This window comes from Blautia sp. AM28-27, assembly GCF_003480905.1.
In the GTDB taxonomy this organism is placed as follows: domain Bacteria; phylum Bacillota; class Clostridia; order Lachnospirales; family Lachnospiraceae; genus Fusicatenibacter; species Fusicatenibacter saccharivorans.
In genome coordinates this window covers 504,047-529,528 of record NZ_QUJK01000001.1, presented here as the reverse complement: position 1 = coordinate 529,528, position 25,482 = coordinate 504,047, and the positions used below count along the sequence as shown (strand labels likewise).

At 50.3% G+C, this 25,482-nt stretch carries 22 protein-coding genes and 1 tRNA gene; 2 read left to right on the top strand and 21 right to left on the bottom strand.

What is annotated here, in order from left to right:
- Positions 1-8: 8 nt before the first annotated feature.
- The 6 genes from DW743_RS02620 to DW743_RS02595 form a co-directional block, all read right to left on the bottom strand.
- Positions 9-1,331, bottom strand: a complete 1,323-nt coding sequence (locus DW743_RS02620) for a replication-associated recombination protein A (RefSeq protein WP_022462529.1) — start codon at positions 1,329-1,331, stop codon at positions 9-11.
- 113 nt (positions 1,332-1,444) lie between these two features.
- Positions 1,445-2,137 carry a polysaccharide deacetylase family protein gene (locus DW743_RS02615; RefSeq protein WP_117760406.1) on the bottom strand — a complete coding sequence of 231 codons (693 nt, stop codon included), beginning with the start codon at positions 2,135-2,137 and terminating at the stop codon, positions 1,445-1,447.
- 98 nt (positions 2,138-2,235) lie between these two features.
- On the bottom strand, positions 2,236-4,599 hold the full coding sequence (locus tag DW743_RS02610) for a DUF2298 domain-containing protein (protein ID WP_117760407.1): 2,364 nt from the start codon (positions 4,597-4,599) through the stop codon (positions 2,236-2,238).
- A 2-nt stretch (positions 4,600-4,601) separates the two neighbouring features.
- Positions 4,602-6,233, bottom strand: coding sequence for an ABC-F family ATP-binding cassette domain-containing protein (locus DW743_RS02605; protein ID WP_117760408.1), 1,632 nt, complete (start codon positions 6,231-6,233; stop codon positions 4,602-4,604).
- A 121-nt stretch (positions 6,234-6,354) separates the two neighbouring features.
- A complete protein-coding gene (locus DW743_RS02600; protein WP_117760409.1) occupies positions 6,355-8,424 on the bottom strand; it encodes an LTA synthase family protein in 2,070 nt (689 codons plus the stop codon).
- Between the two features lie 31 nt (positions 8,425-8,455).
- Positions 8,456-9,229: a DUF6062 family protein gene (locus tag DW743_RS02595; RefSeq protein ID WP_117760410.1), complete on the bottom strand. Its 774-nt coding sequence runs from the start codon at positions 9,227-9,229 to the stop codon at positions 8,456-8,458.
- 237 nt (positions 9,230-9,466) lie between these two features.
- Between DW743_RS02595 and DW743_RS02590 the strand changes: the two genes are divergently transcribed.
- Positions 9,467-9,700, top strand: a complete 234-nt coding sequence (locus DW743_RS02590; protein WP_022462523.1) for a helix-turn-helix domain-containing protein — start codon at positions 9,467-9,469, stop codon at positions 9,698-9,700.
- A gap of 89 nt (positions 9,701-9,789) precedes the next feature.
- Here the strand turns inward: DW743_RS02590 and metA are convergent, their stop codons facing one another.
- The 12 genes from metA to nrdR all read right to left on the bottom strand — a co-directional run bounded on the left by metA (position 9,790) and on the right by nrdR (position 20,830).
- Positions 9,790-10,722: a homoserine O-acetyltransferase MetA gene (gene metA / locus DW743_RS02585; RefSeq protein WP_055228462.1), complete on the bottom strand. Its 933-nt coding sequence runs from the start codon at positions 10,720-10,722 to the stop codon at positions 9,790-9,792.
- A gap of 151 nt (positions 10,723-10,873) precedes the next feature.
- A complete protein-coding gene (gene ligA, locus DW743_RS02580) occupies positions 10,874-12,829 on the bottom strand; it encodes an NAD-dependent DNA ligase LigA (protein WP_117760411.1) in 1,956 nt (651 codons plus the stop codon).
- On the bottom strand, positions 12,826-13,527 hold the full coding sequence (locus tag DW743_RS02575; protein WP_117760412.1) for a pseudouridine synthase: 702 nt from the start codon (positions 13,525-13,527) through the stop codon (positions 12,826-12,828). The genes ligA and DW743_RS02575 overlap by 4 nt, the downstream gene beginning before the upstream one ends.
- A 75-nt stretch (positions 13,528-13,602) precedes the next feature.
- Positions 13,603-14,481, bottom strand: a complete 879-nt coding sequence (locus DW743_RS02570; RefSeq protein WP_117760413.1) for a hypothetical protein — start codon at positions 14,479-14,481, stop codon at positions 13,603-13,605.
- A gap of 144 nt (positions 14,482-14,625) precedes the next feature.
- Positions 14,626-14,698 (bottom strand) — tRNA-Arg (locus DW743_RS02565).
- 127 nt (positions 14,699-14,825) lie between these two features.
- The gene (locus DW743_RS02560) at positions 14,826-15,737 is read right to left on the bottom strand and encodes a DUF5688 family protein (protein ID WP_147345088.1); all 912 of its coding nucleotides are present in this window, start codon (positions 15,735-15,737) and stop codon (positions 14,826-14,828) included.
- Between the two features lie 268 nt (positions 15,738-16,005).
- Positions 16,006-16,563 (bottom strand): elongation factor P, encoded by a 558-nt coding sequence (gene efp, locus DW743_RS02555; RefSeq protein ID WP_022462517.1) that lies wholly within the window; start codon positions 16,561-16,563, stop codon positions 16,006-16,008.
- 84 nt (positions 16,564-16,647) lie between these two features.
- Entirely contained in the window at positions 16,648-17,172 is a 525-nt protein-coding gene (locus tag DW743_RS02550; RefSeq protein ID WP_117509173.1) for a YqeG family HAD IIIA-type phosphatase, read from the bottom strand.
- A 74-nt stretch (positions 17,173-17,246) separates the two neighbouring features.
- Positions 17,247-18,134, bottom strand: a complete 888-nt coding sequence (locus DW743_RS02545) for a patatin-like phospholipase family protein (RefSeq protein WP_117760415.1) — start codon at positions 18,132-18,134, stop codon at positions 17,247-17,249.
- Positions 18,135-18,238: 104 nt separating this feature from the next.
- Positions 18,239-19,597 carry a citrate/2-methylcitrate synthase gene (locus DW743_RS02540; RefSeq protein ID WP_055218390.1) on the bottom strand — a complete coding sequence of 453 codons (1,359 nt, stop codon included), beginning with the start codon at positions 19,595-19,597 and terminating at the stop codon, positions 18,239-18,241.
- 130 nt (positions 19,598-19,727) lie between these two features.
- Complete coding sequence (locus tag DW743_RS02535) at positions 19,728-20,363, bottom strand: DUF3786 domain-containing protein (RefSeq protein ID WP_117760416.1); 636 nt, start codon at positions 20,361-20,363, stop codon at positions 19,728-19,730.
- A gap of 14 nt (positions 20,364-20,377) precedes the next feature.
- On the bottom strand, positions 20,378-20,830 hold the full coding sequence (gene nrdR / locus DW743_RS02530) for a transcriptional regulator NrdR (RefSeq protein WP_022462512.1): 453 nt from the start codon (positions 20,828-20,830) through the stop codon (positions 20,378-20,380).
- 142 nt (positions 20,831-20,972) lie between these two features.
- Between nrdR and DW743_RS02525 the strand changes: the two genes are divergently transcribed.
- On the top strand, positions 20,973-21,224 hold the full coding sequence (locus DW743_RS02525) for a YlmC/YmxH family sporulation protein (RefSeq protein ID WP_117760417.1): 252 nt from the start codon (positions 20,973-20,975) through the stop codon (positions 21,222-21,224).
- Here the strand turns inward: DW743_RS02525 and DW743_RS02520 are convergent, their stop codons facing one another.
- The 3 genes from DW743_RS02520 to DW743_RS02510 form a co-directional block, all read right to left on the bottom strand.
- Positions 21,225-21,530 (bottom strand): acylphosphatase, encoded by a 306-nt coding sequence (locus DW743_RS02520; RefSeq protein ID WP_055218278.1) that lies wholly within the window; start codon positions 21,528-21,530, stop codon positions 21,225-21,227.
- Positions 21,531-21,557: 27 nt separating this feature from the next.
- Positions 21,558-22,724 carry a GNAT family N-acetyltransferase gene (locus tag DW743_RS02515; protein WP_117760418.1) on the bottom strand — a complete coding sequence of 389 codons (1,167 nt, stop codon included), beginning with the start codon at positions 22,722-22,724 and terminating at the stop codon, positions 21,558-21,560.
- A 194-nt stretch (positions 22,725-22,918) separates the two neighbouring features.
- On the bottom strand, positions 22,919-25,459 hold the full coding sequence (locus DW743_RS02510; RefSeq protein WP_117760419.1) for a heavy metal translocating P-type ATPase: 2,541 nt from the start codon (positions 25,457-25,459) through the stop codon (positions 22,919-22,921).
- Between the last annotated feature and the right edge of the window lie 23 nt (positions 25,460-25,482).

Here is a 25,482-nt window from a genome sequence, read left to right as displayed (position 1 = left end):
TTCCCCTTTTATTCGATGTCTTTTCCAATTTTTTTGAAGTTTTCCCGGATCTTCTGCTCATAGCCGTTCGTTCCAAGATGAAGGAAACGGCTTCCTAAGATCTCGTCCGGCAGATACTGCTGCTCGACGTAGTGATTCGGGTAATCATGTGCATACTGATAGCCTTGACCGTGGCCGAGTTTGGCAGAACCTTTGTAATGGGCGTCCTGCAGATGCGGCGGAACCGACGTCCGCACACTTCCGACCGTCTTCATCGCCGCAAAGACTGCCTCGCACGAAGAATTACTCTTCGGTGCACAGGCAACATACGTGGCTGCCTCCGCCAGAATAATCTGCGCCTCCGGCATGCCGACGCGTTCCACGGCAAGGGACGCGGAAACTGCTACATTTAAGGCATTCGGATCGGCAAGGCCGACATCCTCCGCCGCGCAGATCATGATGCGGCGGGCGATAAACTTGATATCCTCCCCGGCATACAGCATTTTGGCCAGATAAAAGACCGCCGCATCCGGGTCAGAACCACGCATGCTCTTGATAAATGCAGAGATCGTATCGTAATGCTGATCGCCCGTCTTGTCGTACCGCACGACGCGCTTCTGGATGCACTCCGATGCCGTTTCGAGATCGATATGGATTTTTCCGTCCGCCTGACGTTCCGTCGAGAGGACGCCCAGCTCGATTGCATTTAAGGCCGCTCTCGCGTCACCGCCTGCGATGTCGGCGAGGAACTCTTTTGCATCCGCATCGAGCACAACGTTGTACGTCCCGAGCCCCTTTACCGGGTCCGTCACCGCGCGCTCCAGCAGTTTTTCGATGTCCTCTTTTTCGAGCGGCTTTAATTCAAAGATAATGGAACGCGAAATCAGCGCCCCGTTGACCTCGAAATACGGGTTTTCCGTCGTCGCGCCAATCAGAACGAGTGTGCCGTCCTCCACAAACGGAAGCAGATAATCCTGTTGTCCCTTGTTGAAGCGGTGGATCTCGTCGACAAAAAGAATCGTCTTTTTGCCGTACATGCCGATCCGCTGCTGCGCTTCTTTTACGACTTCTTCCATATCCTTTTTGCCGGCTGTCGTGGCATTCAGCTGGGTAAACTCTGCGCTTGTCGTGTTGGCGATGACGCGGGCAAGCGTCGTTTTTCCCGTTCCCGGAGGGCCGTAGAAAATGACGGAGCCGAGTTTATCCGCCTTGATCGCACGGTACAACAGCTTTCCAGGGCCGATGATGTGCTCCTGTCCAACCACCTCGTCCAGCGTTGTCGGGCGCATGCGCGATGCGAGGGGGGACTCTTTTTCCATTGTGGTTTCTTTCATATAATCAAACAAATCCATGTATTTTTCACCCCATTTTTCTTCCTGCCTTTTATCTTATCACATTTTGGCGGGTATCCTCAACCCCTTAATCTCGGATTCTCCGCAACTATGTTCGATGGAATCCGCGGAAGCTATTCTTCAATCAGCTCACGCACCGTCACAAACGTGTATCCCTCTTCTTTTAATTCTTTTAAGATCCGCCGCAGCGCTTCCACCGTCGCGCGGTAGCCGTCATGCATGAGAATAATGCTGCCATCCTTCACATTCGGAAGCACCGCGCTGCAGATCGACGCGGTGTTCTGGCTCTCCCAGTCGCGGGAATCCACATCCCAGAGTACCGGGATCATCGTCACTGCAAGGTCCAGCCCCTCTCTCCATTCCCCGAACGGCGGACGGATATAGACGGGATATTCCCCTGTGATCTCGTAGATTGCATTGCTTGTTTTCACGACCTCCTCCCTCGCTTCCTCTTCTGATACTTTCGTAAGCTGAACATGATGAAACGTATGATTTCCGATCAGATGGCCTTCCGCATGCATCCGGCGGACGATTTCTTCGTTTCCGGCAAGACACTGCCCCTGCAGAAAAAACGTTGCCGGAATTTCATTTTCTTTTAAAATTTCAAGCACCTCCGGCGTATAGCACGCATTCGGCCCGTCATCAAATGTCAGCGCCGCACGGCGGGGCACACTTTTTTCTGCTTCCGCCGCTGTCTCTTTCGCGCCTTCTCTTTCACACCGTGCCAGCTCTGCAAACAGAATAGCCGCCATTATCACAGCCAGAAGCGGCAGAGGAACGTGCCGCACTTTTCGGAATCTCCGCATGGTCTGCCCTTCGCACTTTCTTCTGCATTCCCTGTATTATATGAAAAACAGGAGAAAAGATGCCGCACCCGGCGGTTCTTTTCTCCTGTTTTTGTTCTTTATGTATCCTGCACCTGAAGAATATACGTACCGGACGCAGTATCCTGGTAAACGATATCTCCGATGGACTGCAGCAGCGATTCGTTCAGTGCATCGCCGTATTTCTCCTTTTCTTTGCTTCCCACAAAAATGTAGGTCACATGATACTGCTCCAGCAGGCGCAGCACTTCATTCGTATCGGTCGAGGTGTACATCTGTTTCACGTCCTCGGCGCGGACATTTAAGTCTGCGGGATCCCCTCTCCAGAGCCATTCATGGACATACCATCCAAGCACGGTCGGAAGGCCGGTCATTGCGGAAACACGCTCGTAATCGCTGTAGCTGTCGCCGTTCGCCTCAAGCACAACCGGCTGTCCTTCTATTGTTTCATCCAGCCAGCGGATGGCACCTGCGTCCTCGGAAAAGACATTTTCCAGATATGCTGTCGCATCGAGTCCGCGGTACTCGGACAGATCGAAAACATTTCCGAACCAGGAGTACACGCTCGTTCCAAAATAGCCGAACGTCCATAAAAGCAGTACCAGCCCGATTCCGCCGAACACCTGCAGAATCCGCTCTTTTTTCCAGAGCAGGAACCGCGTGATGATGTAGCTCATGCAGATACCGAACAGGATAAATGCCTGATAGGTCAGCTTGAACATCGTGTTGGAGCGCGCATACGATTCTTCGTAGATATCGCGCACATAGACGAGCTCCGGAATGATGATAAGGCCGATGGCACAGAGGCCTAAAATACCGATCACCATATCGCTCACCGCAATCTCTCTCCAGAAATTACAGAAGGCAGAAACTTTTTTTGGCTTTTCTGCCGTTTCTTTTTCGCCCGGCTCCGGTTTTTTCTCTCCCAGAATCAGGGCAACGGCCTGCTCTTCCACCTCTTCCTGCGTCTTTCCATCGGCAAGTACAATCTGTCCCTGCCGCTCCATGCCCGGAAGATGACGGTTTTTCCGCCATGCTAGCAGAACGGCTGCGATAAACAACACAACGAGCACCGTCGGAAGGCCCCAGAGAATCGCCAGCTGATACAGCATCGAATGGTGCTTGGCAATGCCGACACCGGAAACCATCGTCTCAAACTTCATTGTAAACGGAAGGGCGACAATCGTTCCAATTGCAAAAACTTCTGCAGCCTGCAGGAGAACCGTTCCGATCGTCTCTTTCGCCCGCGCATGATACCGGTACAGCGCACCGTACAGAGAGAAGCCTGCAATCACGACGAAATAGATAACAAAATCCCAGTAGTTGGACCAGTGGAACACACCGATCAGAAAGCCCGCCGCGATGATCTGCGGCTGAAGCAGAACGTCTTTTAACGACCATTTCCACTCTTTTTCCGGATCACGGCAGGTATTTTTCACGTAGGAATATAAAAGGCCCAGCACCAGCAGGACGAACATGACATTCACCACATGGGCATGCAGGTCGCCGAGCACAAAGGAATACGATGGAAACTCATGAATCGTGCGGTCATTTTCCACAAGCGGGTCATACCCGATATAGCGGGTCGAACTCGGGAACCAGTAAGCCGATTCGTTCAGTCCCAGCCACTGGCGGATGCAGCCGTAAATCACATAGTGCATATTTCCGGCAAGGGAAACGGCGCCTCCCGAAAGAAGACCGCCAATCACCGGTGCAATCTGGCTTTTATTGCCGCCCTCTTTCCGGATGCGGTGGCACGCACGCGACTCTGCCAGATGGTAGGTGATCGAAAACGGCAGAACAAACGCGAACGATGCCACCATCGTACGCATCAGATGGTACGTCTGCTTTACATCCGTGAAGGTAATCTTCGTCAGAAATACGGCATAGAACTGGCCGCCGTAATAGTAGTTAATACCGCTTCCGCTGTACCAGAGATCCTCTGCCGGAACGGCGGTGCTGCGCATCATGGCCTTCATAAAACCATAATCCATGAATTTTTCGGTTCCGTGTGCCTCCGGGTGAAAGCCCGCAAAGTAGGTCCAGAGAAGGAAAAAGGCGAAAAACAACACTTCTTCCATCATCAGGAAGTCGATTTCCGGCGCATGGACGCGTACCTTAAAGCATCCGAAAATCCAAGAAGCCAGGATCAGTACACCGACTGTGATCAGGCAGACCGGTGCGGTAAACGGAACCAGTCCGAAGCTTCCAAGAGCAAATACAGCAAAACCGGAAACAACGATGCCAAGCACTTTAGAAAACATCCATCCCCGGTCATGAAACCGCGGAAACAGCGCTGCGGCAGCCGGATAAAATCCAATACCGAGCACCAGGGTCATAAGCCACCACTTCAGGAACGGAACGTTGTCCGTTCCAAGAAGCGGCGTTGTTGCCAGCACAAGCAACACCAGCAGAATGCCGGAAACTGTCGTCTTTTTGCTCATCTTTAATTATCTTCCTCTGTCATTGTGTAGACATGACGTTTTCTTGCCATCTCATCGCTTGCAAGATACTCGTCGTAGGTGGTCATCTTATCGATCAGCGCGCCGTTCGGAAGGATCTCCATGATACGGTTTGCTGTAGTCTGTACAAACTGATGGTCGTGGCAGGTGAACAAGAGCACGCCCGGGAATTTGATCAGACCGTTGTTCAGTGCAGTGATGGACTCCATATCCAGATGGTTGGTCGGCTCGTCGAGAACAAGAACGTTTGCACCGGAAATCATCATCTTGGAGAGCAGGCAGCGCACTTTCTCTCCTCCGGAAAGGACTCTGACACGTTTCACGCCGTCCTCACCGGCAAAAAGCATTCTTCCGAGGAATCCGCGGACATACGTCACGTCCTTGATCTCTGAATACTGGGTCAGCCAGTCTGCGATAGTCAGGTCGCAGTCGAACTCTGCGGTATTGTCTTTCGGGAAGTACGCCTGTGTCGTCGTTACGCCCCATTTGTAGTAACCGGAATCCGGCTCTTCTTCTCCGGTCAGAATCTTGAACAGCATGGTGATCGCCTGCTCGTTGCTTCCGACGAAAGCAACTTTATCTTCTCTTCCGAGGGTGAAGCTTAAATTATCCAGGATTTTCACGCCGTCTACGGTTTTGGTCAGTCCCTCTACCTGCAGAACGTCGTTTCCGATCCCACGGTTCGGACGGAAATCGATGTAAGGATATTTCCGGCTGGACGGTTTGATATCGTCGAGCTGGATTTTCTCCAGGGCTTTCTTACGGGAAGTAGCCTGTTTACTCTTCGATGCGTTGGCGCTGAATCTAGAGATGAAGTCCTGTAACTCTTTGATCTTCTCCTCTTTCTTCTTGTTCGCCTCTTTCATCTGTTTTACCAGCAGCTGACTGGACTCAAACCAGAAGTCGTAGTTTCCGGCATAGAGCTGGATTTTTCCGTAATCTATATCTGCGATCTGGGTGCAGACTTTATTCAGGAAGTAACGGTCGTGGGATACAACGATAACGGTATTCTCGAAGTTGATCAGGAACTCCTCAAGCCACTCGATCGCATCGAGGTCCAAGTGGTTGGTCGGCTCGTCGAGAAGAAGGATGTCCGGGTTTCCGAACAGGGCTCTTGCAAGAAGAACCTTGACCTTCTGGCTGCCGGTCAGGTCTGCCATCTGTGCGTAGTGCAGTTCCGGCTCAATGCCAAGGCCGTTTAAGAGCTGCTCTGCATCGGTCTCTGCCTCCCAGCCGTTCATCTCTGCAAACTCACCCTCGAGCTCGCTCGCTTTGATACCGTCCTCATCGGTGAAGTCTTCTTTTGCGTACAGCGCCTCTTTCTCTTTCATGATCTCATAGAGACGGGCATTTCCCATGATAACAGTGTCGAGTACCGGATAGCTGTCGTATTTGAAGTGGTCCTGCTCGAGGAAGGAAAGACGCTGGCCCGGTGTGATGGTTACGTCTCCGTTTGTCGGTTCAAGCTGGCCGGACAGGATTTTCAGGAAGGTTGATTTTCCCGCTCCGTTGGCACCGATCATGCCGTAGCAGTTTCCCTCGGTGAATTTGATATTGACATCTTCAAACAACGCTTTTTTTCCGACACGAAGTGTCACATTATTTGCTGCAATCATACTTTTTAAAACCTCATTTTCTTATTCTTAATTGTAAACGTGAAGTTACCGCCGGGGTTTCCCGGTCATACGGAGTATAGTCTACCATAGATTTCCGTTTTCTGGCAAGTAGGGAAAGCCCTTATTCTTCGTCTTTTTCACCGGAAATTGTAAAAAAGCTGTCATCCCGGTCTTTTTTGTCGATCAGTTCATTGTACTGCAGGCATTCATACTGCCGTTCGTACTCGAGATCCTCCTCCGGCGCATCGCTGTCGTTCCAGCGGTACCAGGTTCCGTCACTTGCTAAAAAGCCGAGGTGATTGAGCGCCGGCATCTTCTCGCGCAGGTCAAGCAGATACTCGTTGTACGGCGTCAGTTCCAGGCCGGTAAGGCTTAACGCATAGCTTGAGAGATAGTTTGTGCTGATCCAGACATTGCTCTCGGATTTCATGCTGTAGTTGGTCCAGATGAAGAACGGGGTTCCATAGAACTTCTCCTGATCCTCGACCGAAAGATTCTGATAGGCGTCTCCGGCAATCCATGTTTCAAACGCATCCGGCAGTTTCGGGGAATGATCTCCGAACATAATGATCATCGTCGGCTCGTCCACCTGCTGGAAATACCGGATCAGATAGGAAATTGCCTCATCGGAAAGCTTTAACAGGGAGAAATACTGATCGGCCTCATCACTGTCGTAGCCGTTGCAGTTGATATCCGCCTGGAAATAACGGTTCGTGTAGCCGCTGTGGTTCTGCATCGTCACATCAAAGAGGAAGAACGGGCTGCCCGGCTCCTTGTTCTCGTAGGTTTCCACGATCTTCTCATAGTTCGCCTGATCGCTGATCATACCGCGGTACCGCTTGGCCGTATCGGAGAACTGATCAATCGAGATGAAATCATCAAAATCAAGGAAACGGTACGCCGTGCTCCGCTTCCAGTTTGTCGCCTTGTTCGGATGCATCGCGATTGCCTGATAACCCTGGTCTTTTAACGTCGTGACAAGGGAATACTGGCTGTGCGTAAAGTAGCTGACGTACGGCACCATACCCGGGAACCGCTTGCAGGAGTTTCCGGTCAGGAACTCATACTCCGTTTTTGCTGTTCCGCCGCCCTTGGTACACGTCAGCGTGTGCCCTTTGATGATATTTTCGGTCAGCGAGTCGAGGAACGGCATGTAGCTCTCGCTCGTCTGCGGATCGCCGACGGAGCGGTAGTCAAACCACGACTCGTTCATGATCGCGATGATGTTGACGGGTGTCACGCTATCCGCATTATCTTTTCGAAGATCTTCTGTTTTCGTCTCTTTCTCGCTCGTATCGGCAATCGCTGTCACTTCGTCTTTCGAATAGCCGTCCGGCGGTGTCAGGCGCATGTATTTGGCGACCGCGGTAAAACCGACCGTCGTTCCGTACTGGCGGTATGTCTTCGCCGGATTCCAGAGGTCACTGATGACACCGAACTCGGCGTTCCAGTTCAGATTCATGTACGCCAGGTATGTTCCGAGCGTCAGCGCAGCAGCAGCCACGCGGAGCAGAATTTTATTCCTCGTTTTCCGTGCAAAACGGTATTCCCGGCTCTGCAGCCAGAGGCGCACAACGAGCATCATCGTGATAAACGAAGTCACGATTTCACCTGTGATCTCGAATTTGTAGCCGCCGACTACGTCCGCCGCCGTCGCAATGCTGTACAGGTCGATGAGCTGGAACGCTTCTCCGCGGAACAGATAAACATAGTAGAATACCAGACTCATGCAGAAATAAAAGATGTTCATGAAAATCATCGCGCGGCGGATGGAGTTCAGAAAGAGGGAAACGAGAATGGAAAGTACGAAAATGACACCGATATTCAACAACGCATAATACCATTTCATCTCCCGGAACTGGCTGTTTGTGACAAATTCCAGTGTGGCAAACAGATAGGCTGCGTTTGCCAGCATCAGAATCGGCTGTTTCCATCCTACATAGCGCGGTTTTGGTTTCTGGTCCGGCTTTGCAGCAAACCAGCAGAAACTGACGACTGTCGTCAGTATGATACACGCCAGCAGGCACGGGAACAGAAAGTGAATACTCCACTCCCGGTCTGCCGCCGTCGTATCCAGCAGCGGGCGCGCCAGAAACAGCAGCACCGCCAGCACGCCGAAATACAAAACAAGAAACGCGCACCGGGCGCGCTCCTTTTGATTCTCTTTTAATCTCTGATAAAACTTCTGCATCGAAACTTTATGCTCCTTTTATAAACAAGAATTATAATCCTTCCATAAACGGCTCGTCCGCCGGATAGCCGCCGCCTAATTTTTGCATACAGCGCTGGATGGAATCTTTTGAATTTCCCCAGTCCTTATCCTTGTTGCGGTAATCGAATTTATCAGTAAACCATGTTACCTCTTCCTGCAGCCGCTGGTAATTTTCTTTCATGATTTTGAACAGAGTCGGGTAAAATTCCGCTTTCTGTTTATCATTCAGCTTTTTCTCCGCCGTTTCTACCAGATCCGCAAAATGCGGCAGACAGAAGCCTTTTCCCTCGCGGAACAGTCTTGCAAACTCCTCATCTTTTTTGTAGAGATCAAAGAACGTATCAAGATAGCGGTTATAGTTTGCCTTGAAGTGATCGCAGACGTAGCACGAATGCGTCTTCTCATCAATCCACTGGCCGATCGCAGTCTCACGGCCCTGTTTGTCGAGGGATGTCTTCTGCATCCGCTTGAACACCGAGGATTTTCCCGGTGCAAACAGATTCATCTGTGCGGCAAGCTCCTGGTTCAGTTTTTTCAGATGGGTGGATAAAATCAGACCGCTTCCGAGACGGTTTCCGTAATCGTACATCATTTTATAGTGGTGGCGGCAGAATCCCATCGCGTCTGTTTCCGCACGCACATCATCCTCCATATAGGATGCGCCGGAACCGAGCGCAAACGAAATCGCATGCTGCTCTGCTTCCCGCTCCAGATAGCAGAACGGGCACTCATCTTCCGCCTTGAATGCATCCATCAGCGGAATGGTATGGATCGACTCTTTCATATGCAAAAACCTCCGATTTTATTTGTTGGTGCTTTCTACAGCATACACAAAAACCTCTCATTTGTCAAAAGAACTCTTTTTCCTGTTTTCCTATTATTCTGATGGATAATTTCTATATTTTGCACAATTTACATGTGCATTATAAAAATTTAAAGTTGTTTCTTTTTGGTATTTAATCGTTTAAGATAAATATTATATAAGTCTTTGTATCACTCTGTTCAGAAAGGAGCCGCAGCAATGGGAGAACGTCATACGGAGGAGATGCGCCTCCTCGGTCTTACCATCGCTTTTTATCGCAGAGCACGCGGATTAACGCAAAGTGAGCTTGCCGAAGCTGTCCAGATCAGCCGTACACATATGAGCAACATCGAAGCGCCAAACAGTCATACCTCTCTGTCTCTAAACAAGCTGATGGATATTGCGGAAGCACTCGAAATTCCGCTGAAAACATTATTTGATTTCAAACGGTAAGCCCGGAAAGCTTTCCGTTTTTTATAGCAGATTTTTACAGCAACCCCCCGCAGCCGGTGTGCGCCCGGTGCAGGGGGGCTTTTTCTCTCTTATTTTCCCGAAAAATCCGGAGTTCCGTCAAGATTATACGGGGTCACCTGGTATACATAGTAGTTCAGCCAGTTCGTGTACAGATTGTTCGCATGTGACCGCCATAAAAGCACTGGTTTTGTATTTGGATCGTCGTTTTTATAATAGTTCTTCGGAATCTCAATCGGAAGTCCTTTGTCTTTATCGCGGTGGTACTCGCCGTCGAGCGTCATACGGTCGTACTCCGGATGACCCATCACGAAAATCTTTCTTCCCTCTTCCGCCATGCCAAGATAGAATCCGGCTTCGTCGGACTCTGCGAGAATCGTGACATCTTTGCAGGCACGGATATCGTCGATCGGTACTTCTGTGTGGCGGGAATGCGGTGCCAGAAATTCGTCATCGAAGCCTCGCACAAGCGGGATCTTGCGGTTGTTGACTTTGTGCCAGAACAGCCCGAATTTCTTCTCCGGAAGCATCCGTTTCTTCAGCCCGTAGAAATGATACAGACTCGCCTGGGCTCCCCAGCAGAGGAACATCGTGGAGGTAACGTGTGTGTTCGTCCAGTCCATGATCTTTGTCAGTTCATCCCAGTAGTCAACTTCTTCAAATTCCATCTGCTCGACCGGCGCACCGGTGATGATCATACCGTCGTAATAATTTTTCCGCACATCCTCAAATTTCACATAGAACGTGTTCAGATGGCTGGTCGATGTATTTTTCGCCTCGTGGCTTGCCACCATCAGAAAGGTGACATCAACCTGCAGGGAGGTGTTGGAAAGGGAGCGCAGAAGCTGCAGCTCGGTATCTTCTTTGAGCGGCATCAGATTCAGGATCATAATCTTCAGCGGACGGATGTCCTGATGAACCGCTCTTGTCTCGTCCATGACGAATATATTTTCGCTTTCGAGTATTTCTTTTACAGGTAAATCTGCCTGAACTTTAACCGGCATATTCTTTTTCCTCGTTTCTATTCTTCTTGATCTGCCGCGCTTTTCTCTGCGCAGACAGGCGGTTTGCTTTTTCCGGCAGGAATTTCTGCCGTCTGCTTCCGATTATAGCAGATTCCCGCGCGGGATGCAAACCGCCTTTGCAGATATTTCGTTATTCTTCTGTCATCTTCAGAAATTCCTCTTCTGAGATCACCGGCACGCCGAGTTCGCGCGCTTTCCGGTTTTTGGAGGAACTGGATGTCGTGTCGTTGTTGATCAAATAGCTCGTCTTTCCCGTTACACTTCCGGTGGCTTTTCCGCCGAGCTCCTCGATTCTTGCCTTTAATGCATTCCGGTTCGGGAAATGTTCCACACTTCCGGTGATAACGAAGGTAAGACCGGCTAATTTCTGTTCTTCCTGGCTTGCCTGCGGCTTCTCAATCGTCAGATACGGCAGAAGGCGCTCAAGGCGTTCTTTATTTTCCTCATCCGCAAAGTAATCCACGATGCTTTTTGCAATCACTTCTCCGACACCGTCGATCTGCGCGAAATCCTCCGCCGATGCATTCCGGATCCGGTCGAGATCGAAATCGAAGGCTTTGCAGATCATTCTCGCGTTTGCAAGACCGATATTTAAGATGCCAAGTCCGAAAATCAGACGGGGCAGCGTTGTGTTTTTCGCGCGCTCGATGCTGTCGATCAGATTCTGGTATGATTTTTCACCGAAACCGTCCATCTCCACAATCTCGTCGCGGTAGCGGTCGAGACGGAAAATATCGGCAAACTCACGGATGAAGCCGTGGCCCACGAATTTTTCGAGCGTTGCCTCCGACATGCCGTCGATGTTCATCGCGTCGCGGCTTACAAACAGGGTGAATGCCTTCATGAATTTTGCCGGGCACTCCGGATTCGTACAGTAGAGGGTCTCGACATTGTTCATCATCTGAATCCGGGTGGCACCGCCGCAGGCAGGACACGTTTCCGGAATATCGCGCACACCGCTTCTCGTCAGATTCTCTGAGATCTGTGGAATGATCATATTTGCTTTGTAGACAAGGATTTTATCACCCACACCGAGATCCAGCGAACGCATGATACTAATGTTGTGGACGCTTGCGCGGGAAACCGAAGTTCCTTCCAGCTCGACCGGCTCAAAAACCGCAACCGGATTGATGAGACCGGTTCTCGACGGGCTCCACTCAATTTCAAGCAGAGTGGTCTCCTTCTGTTCATCCGCCCATTTGAAGGCGAAAGCGTTCCGCGGGAATTTCGCGGTTGTGCCAAGTGATTCTCCGTAGGCGATATCGTCATACAACGCGACAAGGCCATCGGACGGAAAATCGTTTGTCTCGATTTTCGTGGAGAAATATTGCATCGCCTCGTCGAGGTTATCTTTGGTGACAACCTTGTATTCCACCACCTCGAAGCCCTGCTCTTTCAGCCACTCCATCTGACGGATTCTGGAATTTTCGAAATCCTGTTCCGGAGCGCTCACAAGCGCAAATGCCATAAAATGAACGTGGCGTTTTGCCGTAATCTCATTGTTCAGCTGGCGCACAGAACCGCTGCAGAGGTTCCTCGGATTCTTGTATTTCGCATCGACATCCTCAATCTCCTCGTTGATCTTCTCAAAATCGGAATAGCGGATGATCGCCTCGCCACGCAGAACCAGCTCTCCCTGGTACGGGATTTTTAAGGGAATATTTTCAAACACTTTTGCATTGTTCGTGACAACCTCTCCGATCACGCCGTTTCCACGGGTGACGGCCTTTGCGAGGGTACCGCCGCGGTACGTCAGAACGACGGTCAGACCGTCCATCTTCCAGGACAGCAGCGTTTTGTGATCCCCGATGAAGCTGCGGAGCACTTCCACATCTTTCGTTTTATCAAGGGAAAGCATCGGCGACTCGTGCGCTTCTTTCGGCAGTTCGTTCATCGCCTCGTAGCCGACTTTTGTGGTCGGGCTTCCGGCGAGTGTTACGCCTGTTTTTTCCTCTAATACCTGCAGTTCGTCATACAGCGTGTCGTACTCCAGGTTGCTCATGATCTCCCGGTCTTCCTGGTAATAGGCTTTTGCCGCTTCGTTCAGCTTTTTGACCAGTTCCTTCATCCGTTCTGTCTCGTTCATCGCTTTTCCTCCCCGATCTGCTTTTTCAGTTCTGCTAATTCTTTTTCCGTTAAAGGGCGGTACTCCCCTGTTTTCAGGTCTTTCAAGTGAACATTCATGATCCGCACACGTTTCAGCTTTGTGACACGATATCCTAATGCTTCGCACATCCGCCGGATCTGACGGTTCAGCCCTTGCGTCAGAATAATCGTAAAGCTGCGCTCTCCCGTTTTCCGGATCCGGCACGGGCGCGTCACGGTATCGAGAATCGGCACGCCGGATGCCATTTTTTTCAGAAATTCCGGTGTAATCTCTTTGTTTACCTCGACCTGGTATTCTTTTTCATGGCGGTTTCTGGCACGCATGATACCATTTACGATCGCACCGTCGTTCGTCATCAGAAGGAGGCCTTCGGAATCTTTATCGAGTCTTCCCACCGGGTAAATCCGCACCGGGTAGGACAGATAATCGATGACGTTGTTTTTCTCCCGTTTTTCCGCAGTACAGACGATGCCGCGCGGTTTGTTGAAGGCGAGATAGACTTTTTTCTCCTCCGGAACAACGGTTTTGCCTTTCACGACAACAACGTCGCCAGACTCCACCTGCATGCCGGTTTCCGCGCGTTTTCCGTTTACCGTAATCTCGCCCGCTTCTGTCAGACGGTCCGCCTCCCGCCGCGAGCAGACGCCCGCATCACTTAAGTATTTGTTTAAGCGCATGGTTTTATCCTTCCAAAAAAGCAGTTTCATAAAAACCAGAAACTGCTTTTTTTGTTTTGTATTATTCTATTGTTCCTACTGAATGCTCTCTACATATGCTCTCAGGGAAGCATCTGCATCGAGTGCATTCTGATAATCGTTCTGAACCTGTTCGATCAGATTTTTGACTTCTTCGTTTTCGAGCGCCGCTTTCATAGCCTCGGTTACGGCCGCATCGCTGTCGGTATCATCCATGATTTTCAGGCTGCCGTCTTCTTTCGTGTAGAGATAATACTCCGAAAGCATCGGCAGGGTCTGGTTGATTCCCAGATATTTGCATCTGCTGCTGACAAACGTGATGTACGTTCCGTCGCTTGGACCGCTGATCGTGTAAGCCTTTACATCTCCGTATGACTCCACGTCGCTTTCTGCCTCAATCTGCGCCTGCTCCTCCGCGGTCAGATTATCTGTTACTGCAAAAAGACCGTTGATATCCCTTGCACCGAGCGCGGTGTAATACTGCTCCAGCACGGTGCTTACTTCCGGGACATTGTCCGCGGCAAAGGAGACAGCCGTATTATCGGTATTCTCTGTATTACCGGTATCGTCTGCCGCTTCCGGCTCACTTGTCGGCTCAGCCTCTGCATCCGGCGCGCTGGCGGTATCGGTACTGGAAGCATCTGCACTGGAATCATTCGCGGAATCCGAAACGTCCGATGAAATGCCTGTGCTGTCCTCAGAATCTGCTTTGCTGTCTGCTTTTACCTGTGTCTTTTTATCCGGCACATTGTTTCCGGTGCTGCTGCTTGTTACGGTTCCGCCGCTCGATTTTCCATCGTTTTTTGGTGATACCAGATGAACGATGAGAAGAACCGCTGCCACAATCAGGAGAATTGCTCCGATCAGAAGCATGTAGCGCAGATTATCGGAAATCCATTCCCGGATTTTATCTTTTGTTGTCATTGGTTTTGCCATATTTTTCCTCCTTCATCAAAACTGATCCGCCGGATCAGTTATTGATATGCTCAGTAAGCAAAAAAACCTCTACTTCACACCGAAGCAGGGGCTTTCCTTTTCCTGCGCCGGTCCTGCCCGCCGCAGCATGCCATGTAGCAAAAACGCGTCTGGAGGGATTCGAACCCCCGACACACGGTACCGGAAACCGTTGCTCTATCCCCTGAGCTACAGACGCTGATGTGATCTGTTTTCTCAACCACACTATGATAGTTTACCACAGACTCCTGCAATTGTAAAGTATTTTTCCCACCCAGCCGCCCATTTTTTTCTTAAATTATTCGCAGACTATTCTGCCACACAGCTTACGTTTCTTCCTCACACAGCGTCAGTTCCCCGCTTTCCCGGTGGTAATAATAAACGTGATCCGACAGAATCTCCTGCGGCTTGACCGTCTTTTCATTCACGTCCCGTACCATGTCGGAAAGACACTCCTCCGGGAACACATCATAATCCGGAATCACCATGCACTCGTGGATACTGCTCGGAATCACATAAAGACTTGCCTCAAAGCGCTGCGAAAGACTCTCCAGCACGCCGGGATAGCACATGCAGATTGCACCCAGCTTTCCTCTGCGGTTGCTGACCAGGTAAAACTGTTCCGCCAGCGGACCAAGCTCGAACATGGGAAACGTTACTCCGTACTCCTCTTTCAAATACATCATAAGGCTGTCTGTGCGCACCGGCAGATCCCGCAGGGTGTTCTCCCAGGCACGGGCATCCAGCTCCTCCGCCGAAATTCCCCACAGCTCCCGGTGCGTCTCGTGGATCAGAATTGTCGCATCCGGCACGCGGTTTCCCCGCATCTGGTAATAGTACACGACCGCGAGATCGAGAAATTTTCTGTGTGGAACTTCGGAGAGCAGCGTACGGTTTTTCTCCGCATGAATGAGCTCGCAGTAGATCTGCGGCGCAGCATTTTTCCAGTTGGTAAAAAAGGCAGCTTTCTCCGGTCTTCTCGCCTCCGCTTCCACTTTCCGGTACTGCTCCAGTACCTTTTCTGCAATCTGAGAAAGCGGCACGCCCTGCAGACAGCATTCATACAGAAGCTCCACGTAGATCGTCGGTGCAATCCAGTCCTTCTTTCTGCTGATGACAAACGCCTCTTTTTCGATACCGTTCAGCTTCTGCACCGATTCTACCTTCACCTCAAAATCATCGCCGGCTTTTCTTTTCAGCAGCGCGGCAAGCTGCTCTTTGAACATCTGATAGTCCATTTTTTCCCACCTTTCCTGTTTGATTGCCTTTTGTATTTTTGCTTTACGGAACAAAAAAGCTCCGGAAAACACAACTTAAAAACCTCTGTACAGATCTGTATATGCCAGAGATTCGTTGGTTCGCGGAACTTCGAACGATGAGAAAAACGGGCCCGGGCTGCTTCCGACAGCCTTTATCAGCCATTTTTCAGACGAATATTCTATTTATTTAGAAAACCGTGTCCGCCACAAAGAAAGTTGTGACGGACAACGGCGGGAACAGTCTTACTTATACACGGGACAGATATTCACCTGTTCTGGTATCAATTTTGATTTTGTCTCCCTGGTTTACGAACAGCGGAACGCTTACGGTAGCACCAGTCTCAACGGTAGCCGGTTTGGAAGCACCCTGTGCGGTATCTCCCTTGAAGCCTGGCTCAGTCTCGGTGATCTCAAGCTCTACAAACAGAGGCGGTTCGATTGCGAATACATTTCCGTTGTAGGAACATACTTTAACCATTTCGTTTTCTTTTACAAATTTCAGAGCATCTCCGATGGTCTCTTCGTTCAGAGCGATCTGCTCATAGTTTTCTACGTTCATGAAGTAGAATAAATCACCATCGCTGTACAGATACTGCATGTCTACACGCTCGATACGAGCCTGCGGGAATTTCTCAGTCGGACGGAAGGTACGCTCTACCACACCACCGTTGATGACATTTTTTAATTTTGTTCTTACGAATGCAGCTCCTTTACCAGGTTTTACATGCTGAAATTCAAGAATCTGAACGACCTGACCATCGATCTCGAGGGTAACGCCGTTTCTAAAATCTCCTGCTGAAATCATTCTGATTTTTCCTCCTTAACATAGTACGATGCGCCAAATGCGCACCATAGGCTTATCTTATAATATAATATTTTTCCCGATTTTTCAACTGTTTTTTTTCGTAATCCTGCCGCGGGCCAGATCACGCTCATAAAAGAACAGTACAATGTGCTCCAGATACCGTTTCAGAACGATCTGAATTTCCTCTTTCGGATTGATCGGCTCGGTCAGAATATTGTAAAGTCCGGTCCGTTTTGCACCGTACACATCGGTGAAAAGCTGATCCCCGACAAAGACCGCCTGCTCCTCTTTAATCCCCATTCTCCGGCATGCCTCCTGGTAGTTTTTCACCGATGGCTTGTGCGCATTTTCGATATAGATAGAACCGACCGCATCGGCAAACGGAGCCACACGCGGTTTCTGATTGTTGGAAAGCAGACAGGTGGAAAAACCAGTCTCCCGAAGAGACGCAAAGAACGCAGCCGCCTCCTTCGTCGCCGGCGCACCGTGCGGAACAAGCGTATTATCGATATCAAAAATCACGCCCCGGTATCCTTTCCGGTACAGATCCGCGTAATCGATCGTATAGGCACTTTTTTCTCTCCGGTCCGGGTAAAACATCCGCATCAGTATAGTTCCCCGGTTCTTCTGGTTTTTTCCACTCATCTTCTTTCTCCAATCCTCTTTTCGTTTATACAGTAACTTTATTCTTCTTTCAGAAACTCCTGCAGAGCCTCAAAATTTGCTTTCATCTGGTCATAGCCGTGCTGGTAAAATTCCCGCAGCTTCTCCTCGTCCTTTTCGAGACGCGATACCGCCGGTATCTCCGGGCGGATCACAAAGACGGAGCCTTCTTCTTCCCATTTTTCGATGCATTCGAGCACCTGGTTATAATGTTTCGCGCGGTTTACAAGCGCACGCACGAGATTCGGGTATTTGCGGAATGCCGCCACATACAGCTCCCAGCCTCTCGTTCCCTCTTTTTTGCGGTAACCGAAATTCCGTGTCAGAATAATGACATTTTTTCGGTGTCCCGTCTTTAAGGAACGGATAATCGGGATCGAATCGGCAACACCGCCGTCGACGTACTCGTTTCCGTCGATCTCCACCATCGGGCAGGCGATCGGCATGCTCGATGATGCACGGCCAATTGCAAGCAGACGTTCTTTATTTTCACGGTCATCCAGATATTCCGCGCGTCCCGTCTCACAGTTTGTCACAACCAGCTCACACGTCTGCGTCGATGCAAAATACGTATCAAAATCAAATGGAAAAACCTCATACGGATACCGTTCGAACACCATATCCATGTCGAGCAGTGCTTTTTTCTCAACGATTGTCTTGATATTCTTATTGACGTAGCGGTTTTTCTCATCCGTGACAATCATACAGTCCCTCGTTCTGCCAATCTGGCGCGATACATAGTCCAGCGCATTGCAGGCTCCGGCGGAAACGCCAATCACATGAGGGATATAATACTCCTGCTCCATCAGAAAGTCCAGCGCTCCTGCTGTAAAGACGCCGCGATTGGCCCCTCCTTCCAGTATGACTGCTCCGGATTTTGTTATGCTGTAATTTTTTGTCTCATTCATTCTCCTGCACTCTCCTATTTTTCACAATGACACATTACTTCCTGCACAGAGCAATGCCGGAGCAGATCGGAAAATCCCGACACGCTCCGGCCCTTCTGCCTGTTTTATCTGTTTTCCAGCGGAACATAGTCCACTTCATCTTTGACACTCTTGTACGCCGGGCGGATGATCTTGTCGGTGTTGATCAGTTCCTCCATCCGGTGTGCACTCCAGCCGACGATACGCGCGCAGGCGAACATCGGGGTGTAGAGCTCCAGCGGAAGATCCAGCATGCTGTAAACGAAGCCGCTGTAGAAGTCGACGTTTGCGGATACACCTTTGTAAATATGGCGCTCCTCGCCGATGATCTTCGGAGCCAGTTCCTCGACCATAGCGTACAGCCGGTAATCTTTCTCTCTGTGTTTTTCTTTTGCCAGCTGCTCAACGAAGCTCTTAAAGATGCGCGCACGCGGGTCGGAAATGGAGTAAACCGCATGGCCCATACCGTAAATCAGACCTTTCTGGTCGAACGCCTCTTTGTGCAGCAGCTTTCTTAAGTAATTCGATACTTCTTCCTCATCCGTCCAGTCTTTGACGTGTGACTTCATATCGTCGAACATCCGCACAACCTTGATGTTTGCACCGCCGTGCTTCGGTCCCTTTAAGGAGCCGAGCGCCGCTGCAATTGCGGAGTACGTATCGGTTCCGGAAGAAGAAACAACATGTGTTGTAAAGGTCGAGTTGTTACCGCCGCCGTGCTCCATGTGGAGAACGAGGGCAAGATCGAGGATCTTCGCCTCCAGCGGAGTGTACTTCTGATCCGGTCGGAGCATCAGAAGAATATTTTCTGCAGTCGAAAGCTTCTTCGACGGGTTGTGGATATATAAACTTTTTCCCTTGATATAATGGTTGTACGCCTGATAGCCATAGACGGACAGCATCGGGAAAACAGAAATCAGGTTAATGCACTGGCGAAGCACATTCGGAAGGGAGGTATCATCTGCGTGGTTGTCGTACGCGTACAGGGTCAGAACGCTTCGGGACAGAGTGTTCATCATGTCCTTGGTCGGCGCTTTCATAACAACGTCACGCACAAAGTTCTTCGGCAGGGACTGCTGCTGTTTTAAGATTGTCTTAAAATGATTGAGCTGCTCTTCATTCGGCAGATTTCCAAATAAGAGCAGATACGCAACTTCTTCGAATCCCATACGGTTTTCACTTAAAAAGCCCTGGGTCAGTTTTTCCACGTTGATGCCGCGGTAGTACAGACGTCCGTCACACGGCGTTTTGACGCCGTCAATGATATCCGAAGACACAACGTTTGAAATCTGTGTCAGTCCCGCAAGGACGCCAACGCCGTTGATATCGCGCAGTCCGCGTTTTACATCGTATTGCCCATACAGCGAAACATCCATTTTGGAGTTATCCAGACAGATGTTTGTCAGTTCCTCTATTTCCGGTGTTACTTTCATGCTAAAAGCCATATGCATTCCCCTTTCTCTTCTCTTTTTTTACTCACTTTCGCTCATTATAGCATTAAACCAGGGGATTCGTATACTGAAATTTTTATAAACATTCGAAAAATTTTCGTAAGATTTTGTCTCACAAAAGGTATCAGGCTTCTGTTTTACATGCATCGAAGGCTTGATCCAGTGCGTCCAGGAAATCTCCCATCACGTAATACAGCGTCTCAAACCGCAGATAATCGAGGACGTTTTCATCCCACATAAACTTCAGCACCGGCGGGAATTCCTCATCGGACTCCCAGAACTGGAAGACGAGCGGCAGAAACGGAAAGACATGAAAAACAAAAGCAGCGTCTCCCGGGAAATATGGTTTTCCGCCAAGGGAAACGCATGCTTTTTTCAGCTGTTCCACATGCCCGTCATACCGTGCGGCGCGGCTGTCGTGAACGCCGGACGCAATCGTGCGGCCTTTGATCGTTCCCTTTAAGGAATTGGTACGCGCATACGTGCCGGCGAGCACAATCTCCTTCTTTCCGCAGCAGAGCAGGTCGAAAATCGTCAGCGTCTCATTGAAACTGCCCTGATGTACATGAAGAAAATGGTCTTTTGATCCCTCTACAACGCCGGTATGGCGGTTCACTCTCCATTCTTCAAAAAGATACGGCACATAGAAATAATCGTCATCAAACGCAAAGCCATACTTTCCTTCGATCTCCTTCTGATCGTATGTCAGAAAACGTTCCTGCATCTGATCACGCATTTTAATATAGTTCGACACTTCCATTTTTTTGCCTCCCGCTATTTGTCGAGCATCTTTTTCAGCTCGTCCATGAACGTGTTGACGTCCTTGAACTCACGGTAAATCGACGCAAAGCGGACGTACGCCACCTGATCCAGGTCTTTTAAGTAATGCATGACCTTCTCTCCGATCACAGAGCTTGGAATCTCGCGTTCCTCGCCGTTGAAAAGCTCCGTCTCCACCTTGTTGACCATCTCGTTGATCTTCTCGGCGGACACCGGCCGTTTGTGGCAGGCGCGCAGGATACCGGTCTCGATTTTCGAGCGGTCATACTGCTCGCGGTTCATATCTTTTTTGATGACGATCAAAGGGATCGTCTCCACTTTTTCGTATGTCGTAAAGCGTCTGCCGCAGACATCGCACATCCGGCGGCGGCGGATCGCATTGCTGTCTTCAATCGGGCGTGAATCCACAACCCGGGTATTATCCTGATTACAAAATGGACATCTCATATCTTTCGTCCTCGTTTCTAAATAAGTATTTCGGAAAGTTTTCTACTTTTACAGTATACGCATTTTTCCGTGAAATTCAAGTCAACTGCAGCAACATTTTCGCATATGTTTTTCCATAGGAATCTGTAAAAAGGAGCACCGCATGCGCGTTGTAGATCTCCGCCAGAAAGAAGTTATCAATATCTGCACCTGCAAAACGCTCGGCTGTCCGATTGATGTGGAATTCAATCCAAAAACGGGACATCTTACCGGACTCGTTCTTCCGGGTCCTGTGAAATTCTGCGGCTTTTTCTGCCACGGCGAGGATTTTGTGATCCCATGGGACCGCATCTGCCAGATCGGCAACGATATCATTCTCGTCGAAATTCCGGAAAAAGAGAAAAGGCAGCCCTGATCAACGGATATGAAAACCGAATTCCGATTCCAGCGGAATCTTCGTCCATTTTGCATCCGTGATTTCGATGTAGCTGGAGGTGCGGATCCTTTTGATCATCTCCGTGATCGTCTCCTCATCACCCTGCACCTCCATCTCCACCGTCTCATCCCAGCAGTTTCTCACCCAGCCGGTCAGTCCGAGCTGGTAGGCAGCATAATACGCCCGGTAACGGAACCCCACGCCCTGCACCTGGCCGTAGAAAATCACATGGTACCGGATTTCTTCTTTTTCGTCTCTTCTGTCTCGTTTCTCTGTCTCGTTCATATTTCTCTGCCTCCCAACAGTCATTGCCTAAAATTCGTCTGCCGTCGCACAGTACAGCGGAAGCGGGAACCAGTCGGATGGAATGTTCTTCCAGATTTCAGATGGAACCTTGCTTCCCTTACTTGCCAGCGGTGAAAGAAGCAGTTCCTGCGCCTGCTCCCGGTTGAGTACATCTGCCCCCGGATGGGCTTCCCCTGTCACGGTCACAGTTCCATCTTTTACCGTCACGGTCACCGGCTGCCCCTCCAGTACAGCAGACCACGTTCCATCGCTGATGCCCATCGTCTCTGCTTTCATGGTCAGCATTGCCTCGATAACGTCCGCAAACTCAAAAATGCGGTACATCGCGGAACCGCAGCGCTCTTTTGTGAAACTCTCGCAGACTTCCGATAACGCTGCTGCTTTTCCGGTCTCATACACCGGAATGGAAATGAAAAGAGAGTCAAGCGCATTTTCTTTTAAATAAGCGGCAAGTGCAGGAACGAAATCCTGTTCCTCCAACACTTCTGCTTCCACAACCTGGTTTCCGCCGCAAAGTGCCAGATATCCGATCCGCTCACCGTTTTTCCAGATTGCAATTGCCTGCTCGCCGAATGTTTTCAGGCAGGCTTTCACATCCTCTCTTACCACGTAAAGCGGTTTTTCCTCATTCAGCTTCTTTGCAAAGGCTGCCGCCTCTTCGTCCGCTTCGCCGTTTTCCGGAAACAGCGGCGCAAAGGTGTAAGCGGAGAGTTCCCCGTTTTTCCAGGTATGGCGCACATTTGCCACATCCAGGTAAAACGTGTATTTTTCACTTCCCGGCGTAAAGCCAAAGTAGGCATACCGCTGTCTCTGGCCGTCCAGTACCAGAAGATCACACGTTCCTTCCAGATCCGTAATCCAGTCGCCAAGAAGACGCTTCATGTGGCCTTCGCCCCTTGCCTTTGGATGCACGGAAACGCTTCCCACATATCCTGCGCGGAGCAGCTTACCCCCTGCTGCCATTTGCTGCGGAAGCACCGCAATCTCGGCCCGGAGTCTGCCGTTTTCCGCAACAGCGACGCGGTGGATCCGTGCCATTTCCGGTCCTGCCTGATAAACCTTTGGAATTAACTGCTCAAAGTCGTGCGGACGGTGTGCCGTGCTGAACACGTAGTTTGCAAGTTCGATGCAGTCCTCCCACTCTTCCGGCTTTGCAAGTCTGTACTCTGTCATAATGTAAAAACCTCCTGATCCTAAAGACCCTTTTGTTTTTGCTCTTCTTTTTCTCTATCCTAACGGATTTTTGTCCTTTTGTCACGAAAATTCCGAACAAATTGCAATATTTTTGCTATATCTGGTAAAAAAAAGGAAACGCGCCCGGAAATTTTCATTCCAGGCGCGTTTCCCTTTTCTCAATGTTTCCTGTTTTACTGGATTCCTTTTACGGTGTAATCCTGTGCCTCTACGGCTGTTTTCAGCACATCGTCTGATACCGGGGCTGTCAGTGTTACAACGGCTGTTCCTTTTTCATGGCTTACTTCTGCGGATGCAACACCCTCGATTGCCTCAAGTGTTTTCTTCACTCTTGCCTCGCAGTGGCCGCACATCATGCCCTCGATTGTCATGGTTTTTACCATTCCCTGTTCTGTTGTCATGTTCAGATCCTCCTTTGGAATTTCGTTTTTGATTCTTTTATCTTTTGACGCGTCGTGCATCCGAAACAGATTCAGACGCAGGGCGTTTGTCACAACGCAAAAGCTCGAAAGGCTCATCGCCGCCGCACCGAACATCGGGTTCAGCTTCCAGCCGAACAGCGGGATCCATACGCCCGCAGCCAGCGGAATACCGATGATATTGTAAATGAAGGCCCAGAACAAATTCTCGTGAATGTTCCTGAGGGTCGCACGGCTTAAGCGGATCGCTGCCGGTACATCGGAAAGGCGGCTCTTCATCAGGACAACGTCTGCCGCATCGATCGCGATATCGGTTCCTGCTCCGATGGCAATACCGATATCCGCACTGGTCAGAGCCGGTGCATCGTTGATGCCGTCTCCTACCATCGCTACTTTTCCTTTTTCTTTCAGGCGGCTGATGACCGCTTCTTTTCCATCCGGCAGAACGCCTGCGATGACTTCGTCCACACCTGCCTGTGCGCCGATGGCACGCGCGGTGCGCTCATTGTCTCCGGTCAGCATCACGACACGGATTCCCATATTCTGCAGCTCTTTCACCGCACGCGGGCTGTCCTCTTTGATGACATCCGCAACCGCGATCATACCGAGCATCTTTCCATCTTCACTGAAGAACAGCGGTGTCTTTCCTTCTTCGGAAAGTTTTGCTGCCTGCTCTTCCATCTGTTTCGCGAGAACCGCTTTTTTCGTAATCAGTGCGCGGTTGCCTCCGCAGAGCTCTTTTCCGTTCCGTTTTGCCACAAGGCCGTTTCCAGGAAGCGCAGAGAAATCACTGACTTCTTCGCGGGCCAGGCCTTTTTCCTCTGCAAGTGCAAGAATCGCACGGGCCAGCGGATGCTCACTTTTCTGCTCCAGTGCAAAGGCACCTTTTAAAAGCTCCTCCTCACTTACACCGTCCGCCGGGACAAGATCGGTTACCTGCGGCTCTCCGCTTGTGATGGTTCCAGTCTTATCGAGTGCAACGATCTGTGTTTTTCCTGTCTCCTCGAGAGAAACTGCGGTTTTGAACATCGTTCCGTGTTTTGCTCCCATTCCGTTTCCGACCATGATCGCAACCGGTGTTGCAAGGCCGAGCGCACACGGGCAGCTGATAACGAGAACGGAAATACCTCTTGCAAGAGCAAAGCCGACGCTCTCTCCTGCAAACAGCCAGATCACAATCGTAGCAAGTGCAATGCAGATAACGGCCGGCACAAAAATACCGGAAACTTTATCGGCCACTTTGGCGATCGGCGCTTTTGTCGCTGCCGCATCGCTGACCATCTGAATGATCTGGGAGAGTGTTGTGTCTTCTCCGACTCTCGTCGCCTCACAGGTCAGGAAACCGGACTGGTTTAAGGTCGCCGCCGATACGCGGTCGCCGGCCTCTTTATCCACCGGAATACTCTCGCCAGTCAGCGCGGATTCGTTGACGGCACTCGTTCCCTCCAGGACAACGCCGTCCACCGGAATATTTTCGCCCGGGCGGACGATGAAATGATCGCCCTTTTTCACCTGATCAATGCCGACTTCCACTTCTTTTCCGTCTCTTAAGAGAACGGCAGTCTTCGGAGCCAGCTTCATCAGACTCTTTAACGCATCGGTCGTTTTTCCTTTGGAAATCGACTCCAGCATTTTTCCGACGGTAATCAGGGTCAGAATCATGGCTGCGGACTCGAAGTAAAATTCATGCATATAGCTCATGACTGCATCCATGTCCCCCTGTACCTGCGCTCCCGTCATGGCAAACAGGGCGTAGACGCTGTATACAAACGATGCGGTAGAACCAAGCGCTACCAGCGTGTCCATGTTCGGTGCTTTATGCCAGAGACTCTTGAAACCGCTGATAAAGAATTTCTGGTTGATGACCATGACCGCAATGGTAAGCAGGAGCTGTACCAGTCCCATTGCGATGTGGTTTCCTTCAAAGAATTTCGGCAGCGGCCATCCCCACATCATATGGCCCATGGAGAAATACATGAGCGGAATCAAAAGAAGAACGGAGCTCAACAGACGGCGTTTCATGACCGGTGTTTCCTTGTCTTTCAGCATCTCTTCGTATTCTGCTGTGGAAGCCGACTGTGATGTGCTTCCCTTCTCGCCTTTTTTCGACGCACCGTAGCCTGCATTTTCCACGGCGGCAATAATCTCTGCCGGGGAGGCCGTTCCCTCCACGCCCATGGAATTTGTCAGAAGGCTGACTGCGCAGGATGTGACACCGGGTACCTTTGACACGGCTTTTTCGACACGGCTCTGGCAGGCGGCGCAGCTCATGCCGGTTACATTGTACTGTTCCATCGTATGTCTTCCTTTCTGTAGTT